Annotated in this window: 14 protein-coding genes; 5 read left to right on the top strand and 9 right to left on the bottom strand. The window is 31.3% G+C overall.

The features are described 5' to 3' along the window. The first annotated feature begins 241 nt into the window (after nt 1-241). Genes WOO_RS01790 through WOO_RS01775 form a run of 4 tightly spaced genes read left to right on the top strand, consistent with a single transcriptional unit; the run spans nt 242 to nt 3,690 of the window. The gene (locus WOO_RS01790) at nt 242-1,225 is read left to right on the top strand and encodes an NAD(P)H-dependent glycerol-3-phosphate dehydrogenase (RefSeq protein WP_014868977.1); all 984 of its coding nucleotides are present in this window, start codon (nt 242-244) and stop codon (nt 1,223-1,225) included. Between the two features lie 19 nt (nt 1,226-1,244). Then, the gene (locus WOO_RS01785) at nt 1,245-1,727 is read left to right on the top strand and encodes a phosphatidylglycerophosphatase A family protein (RefSeq protein ID WP_014868976.1); all 483 of its coding nucleotides are present in this window, start codon (nt 1,245-1,247) and stop codon (nt 1,725-1,727) included. Further along, nucleotides 1,717-2,496 (top strand): GNAT family N-acetyltransferase, encoded by a 780-nt coding sequence (locus WOO_RS01780; RefSeq protein WP_014868975.1) that lies wholly within the window; start codon nt 1,717-1,719, stop codon nt 2,494-2,496. The genes WOO_RS01785 and WOO_RS01780 overlap by 11 nt, the downstream gene beginning before the upstream one ends. Before the next feature lie 57 nt (nt 2,497-2,553). Next, nucleotides 2,554-3,690, top strand: coding sequence for a transcriptional regulator (locus tag WOO_RS01775; RefSeq protein WP_014868974.1), 1,137 nt, complete (start codon nt 2,554-2,556; stop codon nt 3,688-3,690). A 3-nt stretch (nt 3,691-3,693) separates the two neighbouring features. Here WOO_RS01775 and WOO_RS01770 read toward each other — a convergent pair whose 3' ends face one another. From WOO_RS01770 to yihA, 8 genes are all read right to left on the bottom strand, one after another. Then, nucleotides 3,694-4,482: a succinate dehydrogenase iron-sulfur subunit gene (locus tag WOO_RS01770; RefSeq protein WP_014868973.1), complete on the bottom strand. Its 789-nt coding sequence runs from the start codon at nt 4,480-4,482 to the stop codon at nt 3,694-3,696. A gap of 84 nt (nt 4,483-4,566) precedes the next feature. Next, complete coding sequence (gene ybeY, locus WOO_RS01765; RefSeq protein ID WP_014868972.1) at nt 4,567-5,034, bottom strand: rRNA maturation RNase YbeY; 468 nt, start codon at nt 5,032-5,034, stop codon at nt 4,567-4,569. 340 nt (nt 5,035-5,374) lie between these two features. Continuing rightward, nucleotides 5,375-6,568 carry a cell division protein FtsZ gene (gene ftsZ / locus WOO_RS01760; protein ID WP_014868971.1) on the bottom strand — a complete coding sequence of 398 codons (1,194 nt, stop codon included), beginning with the start codon at nt 6,566-6,568 and terminating at the stop codon, nt 5,375-5,377. Between the two features lie 950 nt (nt 6,569-7,518). Beyond that, the gene (locus WOO_RS04265; protein ID WP_255325510.1) at nt 7,519-7,641 is read right to left on the bottom strand and encodes a hypothetical protein; all 123 of its coding nucleotides are present in this window, start codon (nt 7,639-7,641) and stop codon (nt 7,519-7,521) included. Nucleotides 7,642-9,269: 1,628 nt separating this feature from the next. After that, nucleotides 9,270-9,902, bottom strand: coding sequence for a hypothetical protein (locus tag WOO_RS01755; protein ID WP_014868970.1), 633 nt, complete (start codon nt 9,900-9,902; stop codon nt 9,270-9,272). Between the two features lie 108 nt (nt 9,903-10,010). Then, the gene (gene dut / locus WOO_RS01750) at nt 10,011-10,475 is read right to left on the bottom strand and encodes a dUTP diphosphatase (RefSeq protein WP_014868969.1); all 465 of its coding nucleotides are present in this window, start codon (nt 10,473-10,475) and stop codon (nt 10,011-10,013) included. Nucleotides 10,476-10,544: 69 nt separating this feature from the next. Further along, nucleotides 10,545-11,453 carry an acetylglutamate kinase gene (gene argB, locus WOO_RS01745; RefSeq protein WP_044135484.1) on the bottom strand — a complete coding sequence of 303 codons (909 nt, stop codon included), beginning with the start codon at nt 11,451-11,453 and terminating at the stop codon, nt 10,545-10,547. A 4-nt stretch (nt 11,454-11,457) separates the two neighbouring features. After that, complete coding sequence (gene yihA / locus WOO_RS01740) at nt 11,458-12,039, bottom strand: ribosome biogenesis GTP-binding protein YihA/YsxC (RefSeq protein ID WP_014868967.1); 582 nt, start codon at nt 12,037-12,039, stop codon at nt 11,458-11,460. A 129-nt stretch (nt 12,040-12,168) separates the two neighbouring features. Between yihA and prfA the strand changes: the two genes are divergently transcribed. After that, nucleotides 12,169-13,248: a peptide chain release factor 1 gene (prfA, locus tag WOO_RS01735; RefSeq protein WP_044135483.1), complete on the top strand. Its 1,080-nt coding sequence runs from the start codon at nt 12,169-12,171 to the stop codon at nt 13,246-13,248. Between the two features lie 2,655 nt (nt 13,249-15,903). Here the strand turns inward: prfA and WOO_RS01730 are convergent. Then, nucleotides 15,904-16,104, bottom strand: a complete 201-nt coding sequence (locus WOO_RS01730; protein ID WP_014868965.1) for a hypothetical protein — start codon at nt 16,102-16,104, stop codon at nt 15,904-15,906. Between the last annotated feature and the right edge of the window lie 394 nt (nt 16,105-16,498).

Below are 16,498 nucleotides of genomic sequence, written 5' to 3'. Positions count from 1 at the left end.
ATGGTCAAAACTACTATAATGGACATACCATTCCAAAATTATATAAACAGATCTAAAATATAATAGATATATTATATATCATAAGAACAATATTATTTTCAGTAAATATTGAATTAAAACCATTATCATTGAAAGAGTACTTAAGTTAATAAATATTTAACTATTCTATATATCTATGTCATATTTTTAATTTACCTACTATGCCATCTTAGAGTAGAATAATAATTTTCAGGGGCATTGTGTGACAATATCGATTTTAGGTGCTGGTGCATGGGGTACAGCAATTGCAATTTCACTGAGTGATAGGCAGAATGTAGTTCTGTGGGTCCGTAATAGAACTACATTCGAATTAATCAATAGAACAAGAGAAAGTGACAAGTTACCTGGTTATCAAATTTCTGGCAATGTGTTAGTAAAGTCAGCCATTGAAGAAACAATTAATGCTTCAACAATAATCCTTGCTGTTCCCGTCCAGTCTTTAAGACAGGTATGTCAGCAATTACGTAATTGTGGATTAAAGAAAGACGTAGCAATAATTTTAGCCTGTAAAGGAATAGAAAGATCTACATTAAAACTACCGAGTGAAATAGTAAATGAAGTTCTACCTAATAATCCTGTTGCTATTTTTTCAGGCCCTAGCTTTGCTATAGAAGTCGCAAAAAAATTACCCTATTCAATGGTTCTTGCGTGTCAAAATGATACACTAGGGTCAAGGCTGATGTTAGAGCTACAACAAGAAAATATTAAATTATATTTTAGTAGTGATGTTATAGGAGTACAGATTTGTGCAGCATTAAAGAATGTTTTTGCTATAGCATGTGGGATCATTTTGGGTAAGAAACTTGGATACAATGCTCATGCAGCATTAATAGCAAAAAGTATGAATGAAATTCAAACTGTTTATCTAGCAAAAATCAATAATAGTAATATAGACACAGATACATTACTTGGACCAGCATGTTTAGGTGATCTAATTATGACATGCACATCCTTAAATTCAAGAAATCTATTCTTTGGATTCAAAATAGGTAGTAGCAATAATAGTTTTAATATCCAGCAAATTTTATTAGAAGGTAAATCAGTGATTGAAGGTCTTAGTACTGCTCAATCTGTATTTTATTTAGCAAAAAAGCTAAAGATAAAAATGTCTATATGTGAAGCTGTTTATAGACTATTATATGAAAATGCTCCTATAGAGAATACTGTTTCTGTTTTTCTAAGTTAATCTTTTGCTTTGGTGTATTATGAAAATTTTTCATAAATTGATATCAACATGGTGGTTATCTGGCACAGTAAAAAAAATGCCAGGTACTGTAGGCAGCTTAGCTTCTTATCCAATTGTTCCTATAGTACTAAGTAACAGAATTTTAGGTACAGTAACTATTATTTCTCTGTTCTTAATTGGATTATGGTCCATAAGTAACTACACAAAACACTACCAAACTCTACACGACCCAAAAGAGATAGTGATTGATGAAGTAGTTGGCCAACTATTGACAATATTTTTAATTTCGGTGCCGCTAAACCAAGAAATTAATAGCCTTTTATTGATGTTATGCTTTTTTTCTTTCAGGTTTTTTGATATAATAAAAACATGGCCTATAAATCTGATTGATAAAAATATCAAGTGTCCCTTAGGCATTATGCTGGATGATATTATAGCTGCAATTTTAGCCTGTGTTTTTGTAGAAGCTTTTTATTGTTCATTATCTGTATATGCAGGATAAGGAAATCTATTATTCAAGTCTGGTTACTCAAAACCTAAAGGATTATATACTGCACGCAGCAAATTTATCTCGGTGGGAAGTACACAATGAATTTGATAACATCGGGTTTATAATAAATGGAACCAAGCAATCATTATTTAATTTTGTATTCTGTGAGGATCAATGTACTGAACTTTCTATACAAAAAACTTTAGATTATCTTAGAGCAAGGAATATAGAAGCAACATGGGTAATGAATCCACACACAAAGACAAATAATGTTCTAGAAAAAAGTGAGATAAAACACGTTAGTACACCAAAAAAAGTTTTAATTAATATGAAAAATTATCTCCTGTCTGCTGACATTGTTCCAAATTTAAGGTTGAATGTTGTAAATAGTAGCAATCTCTTAGAACAATTAGATTTATGTACCTCTAGAATCTTTCATCATAATGTTGGAATCGTCAGTACATTTTTCCGCGGCTTATCAAGCTACAATGATAAAAACTCAAGATTAAGGTTTTTTCTCGTAACACTAAATAATGAAGTCGTCGGAACATGTGGCTTTTATATTCAAGATAGCGTAGCCGGTTTTTATAGTGATGGAGTTTTACCAATTCATAGAAATCGTGGAATAGGTACCCAAATGGTTTTAGAAAGAATCAAAATAATCCAGCAGCTTAAATGTAAATACATAGTAGCACACTGTATGAAACCTTCTGTCAATCTTTATAAAAGATTGGGCTTTCAGATATTAGGCAATCTTTACTTGTATACTTCTTCAGCATAACTTATACATACCTTTATTGAGCAGTTACAAATTTTTACGTCCGTTTTTAAAGGTAATATGTTTTTTCTGTATGAAGTAGTTTTATTATTAATTTTAATACTATTCTTTCTCTCTTATTCTAAGTTGAAAGTAGATAATAGAATTAAGAGCTTACAACATCAAAATATTATAATAAACAATCTAATTGATACTGTAGACGATGGGTTTTATATCTGGGATGCAAAAAAACGTATAGAAAAGTTTTCCCCTAACTTACTGATCTTGCTCAACACCGTTTTTTACTCATTCAATGAATTTGTAAACTTTTTTGAGCAATCAGAAAGTTTAATTAAAAATTTTACTGAGGCAAAAAAAATAAATAAATCCTTTACTCTGGATTTAAAATCAAAAGATGGCGAGATTTACTGTATCTGCTATGGCAGAAGCATAATAGATAATTCTAATACTGTAATCGGCGTGTTGCTGTGGATAAGAAACATCTCAGACTATAAGATACAAGCTACTGAACTTGAATTAGAAAATAACAAACTTAAACAAAAAATAGAAAGCTACAGAAATATTTTCAACTCTCTACCATTTCCGATACTCAAATATAATGAAAATAAAAAGATAAAGTTTTATAACTCTTTTTACGATAAATACATAAATAACTCTCAAAGATTGACTGTTACTAACAGTGCTCAAAGCCTGAAATCAGGAAAACATGTAATAACTTACAAAAATGAACGCAAGGTTTTTGATTTTATTAAGATTCCAATACGAAACTCCGGTAGCATAGTAATATATGGAAAAGATGTTAGTGATACAGAAGAGTTATACGTTAGATTAGATAGCTACTTAGCAGCACAGAAAAATTTACTTGAGGAATTACCAATTGCTATCACGATATACGGTAGGAATCAAAAACTAAAGTTTTTTAATAATGCTTTTATAAAAAGTTTTCAATTTGACATAAAGCTCTTGGCATCTTATCCCACTTATCATGAAGTCATGTTTTACTTATTCGAATCTAAAAAACTTCTAAAACAAGAGGATTTTCAAGCTATTAGTAACCAAAGGCATGAGTTATTCAAAAAATTACTTGCACCATATAATAGTACAATCAACCTCACAAATGGAAAAGCATTTAGAACATTAATAATACCTTATGCTTCGGAAGGTCTACTCTTCTCATACGAGGAGTGCAAGAGGTAACATTCAAACTCCTCCCCTCTTTAACATAAGCTGCTTCATTTCTACTATTGCTCTTGCTGGATTAAGCCCCTTAGGACAGGTTTTTGTACAATTCATTATTGTATGACAGCAATATAACCTAAATGGGTCATTTAAGGCATCAAGCCTCTCATCTTTCTTATTATCACGACTATCAGCAATCCACCTATAAGCCTGCAACAGTATTGCAGGTCCTAAAAATTTATTACTGTTCCACCAGTAGTTCGGACAACTAGTTGAACAACAGGCACATAATATACAATCAGAAAGTCCATCAAGTTTTCTTCTATCTTCAGGAGACTGCGAATATTCCTTATTTAATAAACCAGGCTTATCTGCTTGTAACCAAGGATTAATTGACTTATATTGCTCATAAAATTGGCTCAAGTCTGAAACTAAGTCTTTTATCACATACATATGAGGTAATGGATATACCTTCACGTCACCTTTTATATCAAATATAGACTTAATACATGCAAGAGTATTGGTTCCACCAATATTCATCGCACAAGATCCACATATTCCTTCTCTACAAGAACGCCTGAAAGTTAAGGTCGAATCTATTTCATCCTTTATCTTTATCAAAGCATCAAGCACCATAGAGCCACAATTATCCATATCAACAAAAAATGTATCTATTCTAGGATTTTTCCCATCATCAGCTGACCAACGGTAAATTTGAAATCTTCTAACGTTTTTTGCCTTAGCAGGAGCAGGATAAACTTTACCCTTTCCATTAATTTTAGAATTCTTTGGCAAAAAAAACTGGACCATATGTTTACTTTTTATTATCTATGGCTATTTCTAAAATAGCTTCTATTTTGTAAATAACATATTTTATTATTATCTACTATACTTTTATTCAATTACCTCTAAATTAGATAAGTAATTGCAGCTAAAAGAGATCAAAATACTGCTTTCCCAGCTTTTCATTATAACTTCTTCATCTTCTTTTTGGTGATCGTAACCAAGTAAATGTAATAACCCATGTACTAACATATGTGCAACATGAGCTATAGTAGATATATTGTATTCATTCGACTCTTTTTGTATTGTGTCTATTGAAATCGCTACATCACCTAGATCACACTTATTAGATAGTTGCTCATACCGAAACGATAACACATTAGTTGGTTTATCTATTTTTCTAAATTTTAAATTAAGTTGATGTAGTAAATTATCATCAGCAAGAACTACTGATATACTTGGCTTATAGTGGTCTATCTCCAATTTTTGCAGAGAAACACTCATAACGCTTAATACAAATCGCTTTGGATCATCTGTAACGCTATACCATCTCTCATCAAGAATATTTACTTCTAACATTTACTCATCCTTCCATCCATCTTCTATGAGACTGGAAAAACTGATAAACATGATTGTTCTAACATGACCATATTTTTCAAAAGTAATTTTTTTATATCACTCAACATCACTTGATTACCTAAAAACTTGAAAAGATCGGTAACATGATAACATTCCTTGAAGACTTCAACTATTCCAAATACCACCTTTCTTTACTTGCATGATAAAAGATGCAAAATCCCCTCGCTACATATTTCTTATACAACTTTTGAGCTTAATAGCTACCTACCCTATTTGCTATTCTTTTCTTTTCATTTTACCATAAATTCACTCAGCTCTCAGTTAAGTATCAAAAACTACATTATTTTTTTCTTCTTAAATAAGCTGGTATATCATAAATATTATTACTCCATTTTACTCTTTCACTTACTTGCTCAGCTGGCTTTGTCTTCAGTACTGAAGCTTGACTATAAGACCACTTGAATTTTTCTTCCTTTGAAATCTTAGTTTGACTGACAGACGAAGTTTCTACTCTGCCATCACGGATATTACTACTATTATCAATACCAGTTGCAAGAACAGAAACTCTAACTTTACCTTCCATTGCCTGATCAAAAGTAGCACCAAATATTATATTTGCGTCTTCATCTACCTCTTCACGCACTCTATTCGCCGCAGCATCAACTTCAAATAGAGTCATGTCCTCACCACCAGTAATATTAATTAATATTCCCTGTGCACCTTTCATTGACATATTATCGAGCAATGGATTAGATATTGCAGCCTCTGCAGCGGTAACTGCTCTATCTTCCCCTTCTGCTTCTCCGGTACCAATCATTGCTTTACCCATTTCGTTCATCACTGTTCCTATATCAGCAAAGTCAAGATTAATGAGTCCTGGCATAACCATTAAGTCAGTTACTCCTCTGATGCCAATATGCAGAACATTATCAGCAAGTCTAAACGCATCGGCAAATGTAGTTTTTTCATTGGCAATTCTAAATAAGTTTTGGTTTGGAATAACAATTAGTGTATCTACATATTTTTGCAATTCTTCAAGTCCGAGTTCTGCAATGCGCATACGACGTACACCTTCAAAGTCAAATGGCTTGGTTACAACCCCAACAGTCAATATCTTTTTCTCTTTTAACATTTTATCTTTAACCGCAGCTCTTGCTTCCCTTGCCGCTTTCGCAATCACTGGTGCTGCACCTGTACCAGTACCACCACCCATTCCTGCTGTAATAAAGAGCATATGACTATCTTTTATATGTTCCATAATTTCTTCAATTGATTCTTCTGCCGCACCTTTACCAATATCAGGCAAAGCACCAGCACCAAGTCCCTTAGTTAGGTTAATACCTAACTGAATTTTTTTATCGCACAATGACTTTTCCAGCGCCTGAGCATCAGTATTTGCTACAACAAAATTTACTCCCTGCAAATTAGATTGAATCATATTATTCACGGCATTTCCACCAGCACCACCAACACCTATAACAGTAATTCTTGGATATAGAACAGGCAACTCCGGTAAACTGAAGTTAATAGACATTTACATTTCCAAATTTAGCAAATTTACTCAATAATAAGTTACTGTTTTTTTAACAACATGCAAACACTTTTCACTTCTATAAACAGTAAACAAGATTTACTTATTCTTACATTATAAGTATCATCAATTATCAGCGGTAACTATCAAATGTATTACCTAATTGATATAAAAACTAGAAAATATTAAAAAAGGGAAAGAGACTTATCCCTTTTTCTCATTAAACTACGCTTTTTAACTATCCCAATTTCTCCACCTATTAACTTAGGATTGCTTTGATCATCTTTTTCATAATCATTAAGTACAGTCTCTTTTACCTCTCCAATTTGGCTTACTTTACTATAGTTTATATATAAAGTTTACAGTAGGTACAACTATGTAGCAACTAGCAGAGAACCAGTAGTAAATATCAGATAGTCACTGCGAGTGCATATAATCCTTTACCTTCAGCTATTATCATACCAACATAAGTTAATGCTGCTTCATAGTAACAGAAGTTACATAAACTAGACTTAAAAAATAAGCAACTATATAAAACTGCTACAATTCATATCAACAACTTGTAGCTGTTTTCATTTACCCTTTCTTCTAGTACAGTCATTAAGCCCACCCAACAGCATCTAAAATTTCCCAGTAACTTCAGCTTGTTTATATCCTTCTAAAATAGCACAAAAACACTATCTCTTGCATCTATATTTAGAATTTTTTAAAATGCCATAACTTTACTCTCTAAATAGAATATTTCAATCTATCTAAAAGTAACATACATAATTTTCAAGGCCTCATCAAATAGGTCCATTTACTAATATGCTCTATCCTATAGTTAGCACCTCAGCGGATATGTGCTCTTCTCATCTCTCCACTTTTCTTAAAACTTGAATGGTTCTTATCACCTTCATACGCATATGCAACCCCGATTAGAAACATAGTCCTCTTTGCACGTATTTTAAATCTTAACTTTCTACTTGATCTAGCTTAGCAAATTTATCCAATGTTCCACCGCTTATTACTCTTTTTCTTACATTATCATTACCCTCTCCTTTTGAGTAAGGTTCAAAATACTGACAGGCTAACATTTTGACACATATATCTCTTTCTTATCAAGAAACATTCTTGACATTTTTTTGCCATTACAATTTCTGTCATGCCGTAAAGTTTATTGCATGATCTACTCAAATCACCTAAATAACCACATATACATGAATTCATTGCAGCAATTGATTAAAAATGTCCTAGGCAAGTAATATGAATATTAGCCTTTAAGGTAGTAACTCTCCTAGCTTCAATTTCCTGCTTAGCTAAGCTAATCAATAAACCTATAAACTGCTTGGCAAGAATCAACTTTCTAGTAGAGGTTGTTTATTGTTTAAACAACAAAAGTATATTGTATCCATCTGCTTGCTGCAATTCCAACCGTTTTCTTTACAATAACTTGACTTTTAATATCTCTATATCAAAATAGATCTTTTTTTCTGCTTATTTTAAATTATTGACTCATAATTACCTACTCACCTTTATAAGGTCTTAATACGATATCAATCAACTTCTCTATAGCCAAAACTAAAATATTCTTTACCAATTCAACCTCTACTACATTTTTCTATGGATAAATCACTTTTTTGTTTTTCTGTTTTATATTAACTACCATTAGGAAACCCCTAAAACTGAAATAATTCACCATTAAGGACAAGTTCATTTATTAAAATAAATATTATAATATAACTAAACTTTTCAATCGGAATAATATATATTAATAATAAGTAGTCTAATAACAACATTAAGCCATAATGTTTGCTCTCTTTAAGCAGCAAATCTAGAAAAAAAGATTAATTGTGATCCTTTTAGAAAATAAGTAGCAGACAATTGAACTTAATGTTAATGCTACCTTAACACATCCCTAGATTCTGCAACAGCCTCATCTGGACAATTCAATGTATTAAAGGCAAAAACACCATTTACTATATGAATTTAGATATTAATATTCATTATGTTAATACCCTAAAGTAAACAGTACTCATATTTGCAATCATAATGTACCTTATTAAGATTAGAATCTAACATGCTAAAAGAATTACAAAAAAAATAGAGGTCACGTGTTTTAACTCTCCATACTTAAGCTATTAATAGACTTCTTACATAATAATTTACAGTGTACTAGGTATGATGTTACAAAAACAAAGAAATTACTCAACAAATCTAATTAATTTCTTACTACAGCACTAAGATTATCCTTGATCGGAAACTTACCTTCGATTTATAGATTTAACAACAAAATTCAGTAAAAACTTAAGGCATTTCCCCAGGTTACATAAAATTACAACAGCTTCATACTTCTAAACTTTCTCTATATTTAGTCAAATCGACCTTAAATAAATATTAGCAAGGAGTTATTACTATTAACTCAGAGAAGTACAGAATCAAAATCAGCACTAGAAATTTTTTTACCTTTCTTCTATTTGGTAAAACTTTTAGCATTTTTAGTTGCAATTTAAGAACCTGAGAGAGATTTATTTTAGTGCACAACCCTAAAACTTATATTTCTTTTTTTTCTGGATGATAGAAACTAGTTATCTGTACAGCACTACCTTGATAAATAAAAACTACAATATCCGTACGATTCACACATAGTGTTAAAACCCAAGAACTCTCCAAAAAGACAAAAGAGGTAGATCAAGACTACCTCTTTCTTGCTTAGCTATACTGCTTACTTTGCTTGTTCTTGATCTACAGTCTGTCCAATGATAACTGAGTTCAAATAAGTATTAAACTCTTTAGCACCCGCTCTATCTAACCCTAATGTCTTCGACATGTCAGTTTGAGCTACATATTTACCTTCATTACTTTTCATATTTAATGAACTTATATTTAAGAGCAAAGTATTACCCATTTCTTGGCTCTTCTCGCTTGTAACAATAACATAGCATTCCTTACCCTCTGAGTTAGCAAAATCTATACGATACTCACCTTCTACAATCCTTCCATCTTTATCCCTATTTTTATTATTTCTTTTTATATACTCAAACTCCTTCTTTGTCACTTGCAGCTTTACATTACCGCTATCAACAACAAACTTCATAGCTTCCAACTCAGATATTTTATTATTTTTACTGATAGCATACATCGCTAAACCAACTAGTGCAACAGCAACAGTTGCTAATATACCTATTCCAAGTGGTGTAGCTGCGAAAGCTGCAAGCGGAGTTAAAGCTGAAGTCGAAGATACCCAATGTGGTGCTGAAAATGCTGCTGTTGCACCTACAACATATAGAGAAGTAAGTGCTACAAGAGCTACATTCATTTTGCGAAGTTGACCACGATGATTCCTAAAAATTGACATTATTAACCTCTTTGATAAATCATTAATATACTAAAACTATATGTAAAAACTACCTCAGTCAAGAAATTTTTCACGTCAAACCCGATTGAGAGACAACGTTTACATAAACTATCTACCACTTGAACCAAAACCGCTTGCATTTCGGTCAGTTTCTTCCATGTAAAACTCTTCTGTATTATTCCAAACTATCCAAGATATAGGAGTAACAAGAATTTGTGCAATCCTATCTCCCCTTCTTATTTCATACGGTTGGTTGCTTAGATTAATTAAGCAAACTTTAACTTCACCTCGATAATCAGAATCTACAGTACCAGGAGAATTTAAGACAGTAATTCCATGTTTCGCAGCAAGGCCAGAACGTGGGCGAATTTGTCCCTCAAAACCATTCGGTATTGCAATTACAATTCCAGTTGGAATCAGCAACCTTTCAAGCGGATTTAAAATCACAAAATTACCCAGTGCTGCATAAAGATCCATACCAGCACTCTGCGCAGTTGTGTAGCATGGAAGAGGCAAACCCTCTCCATGTAATAATTTCCTTATCTCTACTTCAATTTTTTGCACTCTATCCACCAAAAGCTAAATCGTAATATATAAACTGTATATCCATAAAAGTAATATGTCACAGTAATTAATGCTCAGCTACAAATCACTCATAACCGATATACTCGAATTATTCTCAGTAAATAAATCAATCATAACATTAGGTATTCTACCATCAACTATATGCGCAGTTCCAGCACATTCTTCTACCATTTTAGTGCACGCTATAAGTTTTTCAATAAGCCTTTCTCCCCTAATTTTACCACAGTTAATTGATGTATTTAAATTTTTAATAGATATCCTCCTGCTACCAATTTTATCTATTTCTTCTGTATCACTAAAGGTTATCATTTTAGATGCAGAAACTGCAATTGCTATCGCACTTGCAGCACTATCAGCATCGATGTGATATGTTTCTCCACTTCTTCCATGACCAACAGGTGCAATAACCGGTATAAAATCTGATTCCTCAATAAAAAACAATATATCAGGATTAATCTCAATCGGTATACCAATAAATCCCATATCTAATATTCTTTCAATATTGTCTGACCCATTTTCTTTAAGGGTAGTGCTTACTTTTTCAGCCTTTATCAGGTTACCATCTTTTCCACACAATCCAATAGCTGAACCACCAGCAGAATTTATGTGCTGAACAATTTTTTTATTAACTGAACCACATAACGCCATTTCAATAATTTTCATAGTGTCTTTGTCCGTAAGTCTGATATTATTCACAAACTTACTACCTATGCCTAAGATTTTCAGCACAGAATCAATTTCACGCTCCCCGTCATGAACTATAACTGGGTTTATACCAAGCTGTTTCAGCAAGACAATATTATGTATAAAAGTACTAAACAGTGTTTCATCTGAAATTACCACACCACCACATCTGATGACAAAAGTTTCCCCTACAAAGTTGGGTATATTAGATAGCACTTCAAGCAATATTTCTGTTTTTTGTTTAAATGATATCTTACCATTTGAAAATTCACTGCTTTTCATCTTTTCATTTTGTAAACTTGAAAAATTCATCTCTTACCTTGGTTATTTTACATTTAACACGGGTGCTCATTTGATGAATTGATACATTCTCATTATTAACCCATTTTTGAGTGCTTTCTAAAATTGCATCGAGATTTTTTTGACTTACTTTGTCTACTTTTGTTAGCACAATATCAAAGTTAATATTGTTGTATATTAACCAATAAATAAAGTCTTTGTCTATTTCTTTTAGTCCTACTTTACTATCTACCAACACAAACACTCTTTTTAGGCTTCTTCTTTGAGCTAAATAATACTCACTTAGGTTCAGATACTGTATTGTTTCTTCTTTGCTTGCACAAGAATAGCCATACCCTGGCAAATCAACAAGTCTAAACTTATCATTATACATAGAATAAAAATTTACTTGCCTAGTACACCCAGGTTTAGAAGAAACTCTGGCAGCTTTTTTACTGTTTATAAGCAGGTTAATTAAGCTCGATTTCCCTACATTTGATCTACCGGCAAACGCAATCTCCGGAACTGACTCACCTGGCAGGGATTTTATGTCTGAAGCTCCAAATATAAAATTGCTATTTGATGTCATCTTTCTTGCACTATTATAGAAATATCTAAGGTAGTATGTATATTATAATGTTATTGCTTGATGTAAAAAATTTTTTATTTCAAGTATATGTTATTTACTAAGGTAGTTAAAATATTAGACTTAAGCTATATGGACATAGAAAACAATTTACAAGATTTAAAGAAAAAGTTTAATGACATAGAAAGAAAATTAGGAAATCCTATCAACTTAAGTCAAAAAGAATTTATCAATTTCTCAAAAGAATATTCTGAACTCAGACCAATTATCAAAATAATTGATGAATACAACACGCTGAAAAAAGAAATTTCAGATTTAAAGGAAATATTAAAAGATGAAAACAGTGAATATGACATAAAAGAGTTAGCAAAAGAAGAATTTCTCGAGAAACAAAAAGTATTATTACCAAAAGTAAAAGCTAAGCTAAAATTAGCACTACTACCGACAGATGAAGATGATTCAAGAAATGCAATACTAGAAATTAGAGCAGGCACAGGAGGAGAAGAAGCAGCGTTATTTGCAGCGATGTTATTCCGCATGTACCAAAAGTATGCAGAAAAAAGAAACTGGAAATTTGAACCAATAAACATTTCTAGTACAGGCATAGGTGGCTACAAGGAAGCTTCTGCACTTGTTAATGGAACAGAAGTCTTCGCAAGGCTGAAATTTGAATCAGGAGTACACAGAGTACAGCGAGTACCAGAAACTGAATCCTCAGGAAGGCTACACACTTCAGCAGCTACTGTTGCAATATTACCAGAAGTTGAGGAAGTCGATTTTAAAATAGAAGAGAAAGATTTACGAATAGACGTTTACAGGTCTAGCGGCCCCGGTGGACAATCAGTCAACACAACTGACAGTGCAGTAAGAGTTACTCATTTACCAACAGGAATAGTTGTAATACAACAAGACGAAAAATCGCAGCACAAAAATAAGGCAAAGGCGTTTAAAGTATTGAGAGCAAGGCTATACGAAATTGAAAGGCAAAAAAAAAAGATAGAAAGATCAACAATGAGAAAAAGTCAAATTGGTTCTGGAGATCGTTCTGAACGTATAAGAACTTACAATTTTCCACAATCAAGAATAACAGACCATAGAATTAATCTGACTTCACATCGGCTAGAGCAGATTATAAAAGAAGGCGAGCTAGATGAATTTATTGAAGCATTAATTTCACGTAACGAAGCAGAAAGGTTAGCAGGAGAAAATTAATTACCTATACATCTATAATTAATCACACCTTATCCTTTAAAGGCAACAAACAAGCAGTAAAAATGAGTTCCAGCACTACTTGAGAAAAACATAGACAGCTACACTGATTACTTACCATTATAAATACAGCTTGTTGAGTTGATAAAAATAGTCATGACAAAAAATTTGATAAATGAAACTGTGAAGGAAGTTTATACCTCTAATTTCATAGAAATGATCCAATAATATGTCAAAGGCACTATTTGATAAACTTTATAACCAATACACAGAACAACAACCATAGGTAATACTACTAAATATAAGTATTGAATATAATTATACTAAATGTTAAAAAGTAATAGAGAGATCCAATAGTAATCCCGCTTATACCATAAAAATCTTACACCATCTCGCTCCAAGTTTTTGAAAAACATTGCCTGCAATTAGACCAACACTTAAGAAACACCCCTAAAACTATTTGTATCTTAATGTAGGGCACAAAATAGTGCTAAATAAACCAAAAAAATTCCATAAGTGATAAACGATATATAAGCAACAGAAAAGAGACTCAGTATAAAAATGGCACAGTAAGTTTTACACTTGATAATAACCTTTTACAACCCTCAATCATTTTTCTCAAACTGAAAATATTATGATTCTTTTCTATTTCTGATAATACTAAAAGCAACACAATCTAGGGAATCAACCAAATTATTACGATACCTGCATAAATATCACACCATTCACCAATTCTATTGATGAAACTATCCAAAACAGACACAAATACCATGATCATAGCATAAAAATTATTATCTTACAGTACTTAATTAAGTTCTCTGCCAAAATATAAAGAAACAATAAATGCTAAAAGCCAAAACCTATCAATACACATTTTTAAATGCTATATATAATATAGCTGTCTGTAGCATACATTTCATACAAGAATGTTGCGGATCATACATTTACAAAGTCTTTCAATGTTTCAACTAGATGTTAATACAAACTGGTCCAATAAACCTTGTAAGTAAACCTATCTAGAAGAATATTTATAGGAGTAGATGCTAAAACAATACCCTATATAATATAACCTCATAAAATTGTTCTATATCTATTACTCCTATATTAAACCTTATTAACAATTCAGGAACTACAACGTTTTAAATTACACGCAATACATATCGATCTATATAAAACAGAGATATTAATAACCATATTAAGTAGTTTCACTCTACAGCAATAACTTTACCTCAAAGCTGAGTTTATAGATGGTTTAGTCATAAAAAGAAGTTTTATGTCAGAAATTGTAAAAATTATATAATTTAACTAATATTCTTATTTTTTTACAAATTTCGCTTAGCTAAGCAATTAGATACATGAATGAGATATTATTTAGAAAAATAGAGCAAAAAAAATATTTATTTTTCATACAATACCAAAGAGAAGAAAACACAGAATAAGAGGTGAAATATATTACTCTTAAAGTTCTAAATGAACATGATGTTAAGCACATAGTTGTTGTAAACGTGCCTGACACTAGATTATATCAGATTTCAATATGAATAAAAAAAATGCTGAATAATACGAAGAAAGTCGAAATAAAGGAACTTGATCGCAACTCAAAGTAAAAAACATGATTAGCGAATACAAGAGAGAAGGCTTCAACCATCAAGATACATGATATCAGACGTTACAGATTGCTTAAAATATTAAAAAACATAAAAATACTTTTAAAAATTGATATTTAAAAGAAAACTTAACACTTAATATTATCCCCTAGATACAGCAAAGAAACACTAAGGAATTACTTCCTTTTCAATTACTTTCATCAGATTACAAAACCTCTCCATAAAGTTAGCAACAAATTATATTAGTTAATCAAAAATGATGAATAATGTGAGTTAATTAAATCAAAATAACAAGAGAATGTGCTCTTATAACCTATTCTCGTTTAAAAGCGTCCAAGTTTCAAGGTAATGCTTAGATTCTATAGTAATTTTATAGAATAAAATTGATTACTTTGTAAACAAAATCCTCCTGAAGTACATACTATAGATTTCATATGCACTTCAACTTGCTTAAACTATCACTGTATCCTTTATCTTTTTAATTTAATATCTTCACAAAATTTGTAAACAGAGTATAAGTATAGTAGCTTTTATATATCGATTAAATATCAAGCCAAAAAGACCTATGTGTTTCTAGCTCGATGCTCATTTCAATTAAGCAAAGAATTATACTCTTCAGTCAACACCTTATCTCTTTCCTCTCACAATGCTTTTTTATCATTGTAACCATCTTTTCTCCTATCCACTTCTATATCAAGTTAATATTCTAAAAAACCTATAATAGTAGCTACTAATACTCCCAGTACCTCTGGCATTCAATATAAGCACTTAGTGTTTAATAATTTTATTACCATTACTCCAGCAACTACCGGTTAATCTGCAATTTAGGTAACATTTTATCCATATTATCTAGATACTAGCATAATTCCTGATGTAAAGTTATTAAAATGAAAAACAATATCTATTACATTTTCAACCGCAATTCTTATTAGTATTAAACCTTTTTTCCTTTCATTATACCTCTAATTTCCTCGCTCATTTCATTCAATGCAAAGTAAAACCTCTTACTGTTTTAAAGAAGCTAATTCTATATGATATATTCACTCTATTTTCACACATTTCCACAGTTAATCTTTCTAGCAATAGACTCTTTCCGTTGATTTAAATTAGAAAATTTTGTTATTATAATATTAGTAACATTAACTCCCCTAATAGCCTGTACCATATACTTGACTCCTTCAATAGTGGACTCTTCTAATTTATTAAAATAAGATGACTTTGCTGTTGTATTATCAATTCTAACACTTTCCACAATTGGTCATTGGCTACCTTGCATATTTTCAGTAGCACTTATCTCTTCTTTTATTGTATTAAATCTTTACTACTATAAGTACCATGCTTAACGTTCTTTGTTCCTACTAAGGATATAGGCTATGCTTTACTACTTAACTTAACCAGTATTAGTGCTAGGCAATTTATTGTAAAATTTACTAATCATCGATTATTGAGATTACTAAATATCATAAAATTTTTTATGATCCTTACCCGCTTACTTCAATTTGAAAAATTACATAAATACTAAACATAAAAGAACAATTAATTTTTACTTCATCGCTTACAATTAAATGATTAAATCAATTTAACCTTTCATTAGTCCATATCTATCTTACATTGCCTGGTAATAATTTCATAGATATTTTATACTC

The sequence above is a fragment of the Wolbachia endosymbiont of Onchocerca ochengi genome (assembly GCF_000306885.1).
Lineage (GTDB): Bacteria > Pseudomonadota > Alphaproteobacteria > Rickettsiales > Anaplasmataceae > Wolbachia.
Note: the sequence above shows the minus strand (reverse complement) of the source record. Positions and strands in the feature narration are given on the sequence as shown.

What these genes read in the sequence shown, in the direction of transcription:
- ftsZ (WP_014868971.1), bottom strand. Translation starts at nt 6,568, where the DNA reads ATGTCTATTAACTTCAGTTTACCGGAGTTGCCTGTTCTATATCCAAGA.
- prfA (WP_044135483.1), top strand. Translation starts at nt 12,169, where the DNA reads ATGGACATAGAAAACAATTTACAAGATTTAAAGAAAAAGTTTAATGAC.
- WOO_RS01770 (WP_014868973.1), bottom strand. Translation starts at nt 4,482, where the DNA reads ATGGTCCAGTTTTTTTTGCCAAAGAATTCTAAAATTAATGGAAAGGGT.
- WOO_RS01775 (WP_014868974.1), top strand. Translation starts at nt 2,554, where the DNA reads ATGTTTTTTCTGTATGAAGTAGTTTTATTATTAATTTTAATACTATTC.
- ybeY (WP_014868972.1), bottom strand. Translation starts at nt 5,034, where the DNA reads ATGTTAGAAGTAAATATTCTTGATGAGAGATGGTATAGCGTTACAGAT.
- argB (WP_044135484.1), bottom strand. Translation starts at nt 11,453, where the DNA reads ATGAAAAGCAGTGAATTTTCAAATGGTAAGATATCATTTAAACAAAAA.
- WOO_RS01785 (WP_014868976.1), top strand. Translation starts at nt 1,245, where the DNA reads ATGAAAATTTTTCATAAATTGATATCAACATGGTGGTTATCTGGCACA.
- WOO_RS01755 (WP_014868970.1), bottom strand. Translation starts at nt 9,902, where the DNA reads ATGTCAATTTTTAGGAATCATCGTGGTCAACTTCGCAAAATGAATGTA.
- yihA (WP_014868967.1), bottom strand. Translation starts at nt 12,039, where the DNA reads ATGACATCAAATAGCAATTTTATATTTGGAGCTTCAGACATAAAATCC.
- WOO_RS01780 (WP_014868975.1), top strand. Translation starts at nt 1,717, where the DNA reads ATGCAGGATAAGGAAATCTATTATTCAAGTCTGGTTACTCAAAACCTA.
- WOO_RS04265 (WP_255325510.1), bottom strand. Translation starts at nt 7,641, where the DNA reads ATGTTAGCCTGTCAGTATTTTGAACCTTACTCAAAAGGAGAGGGTAAT.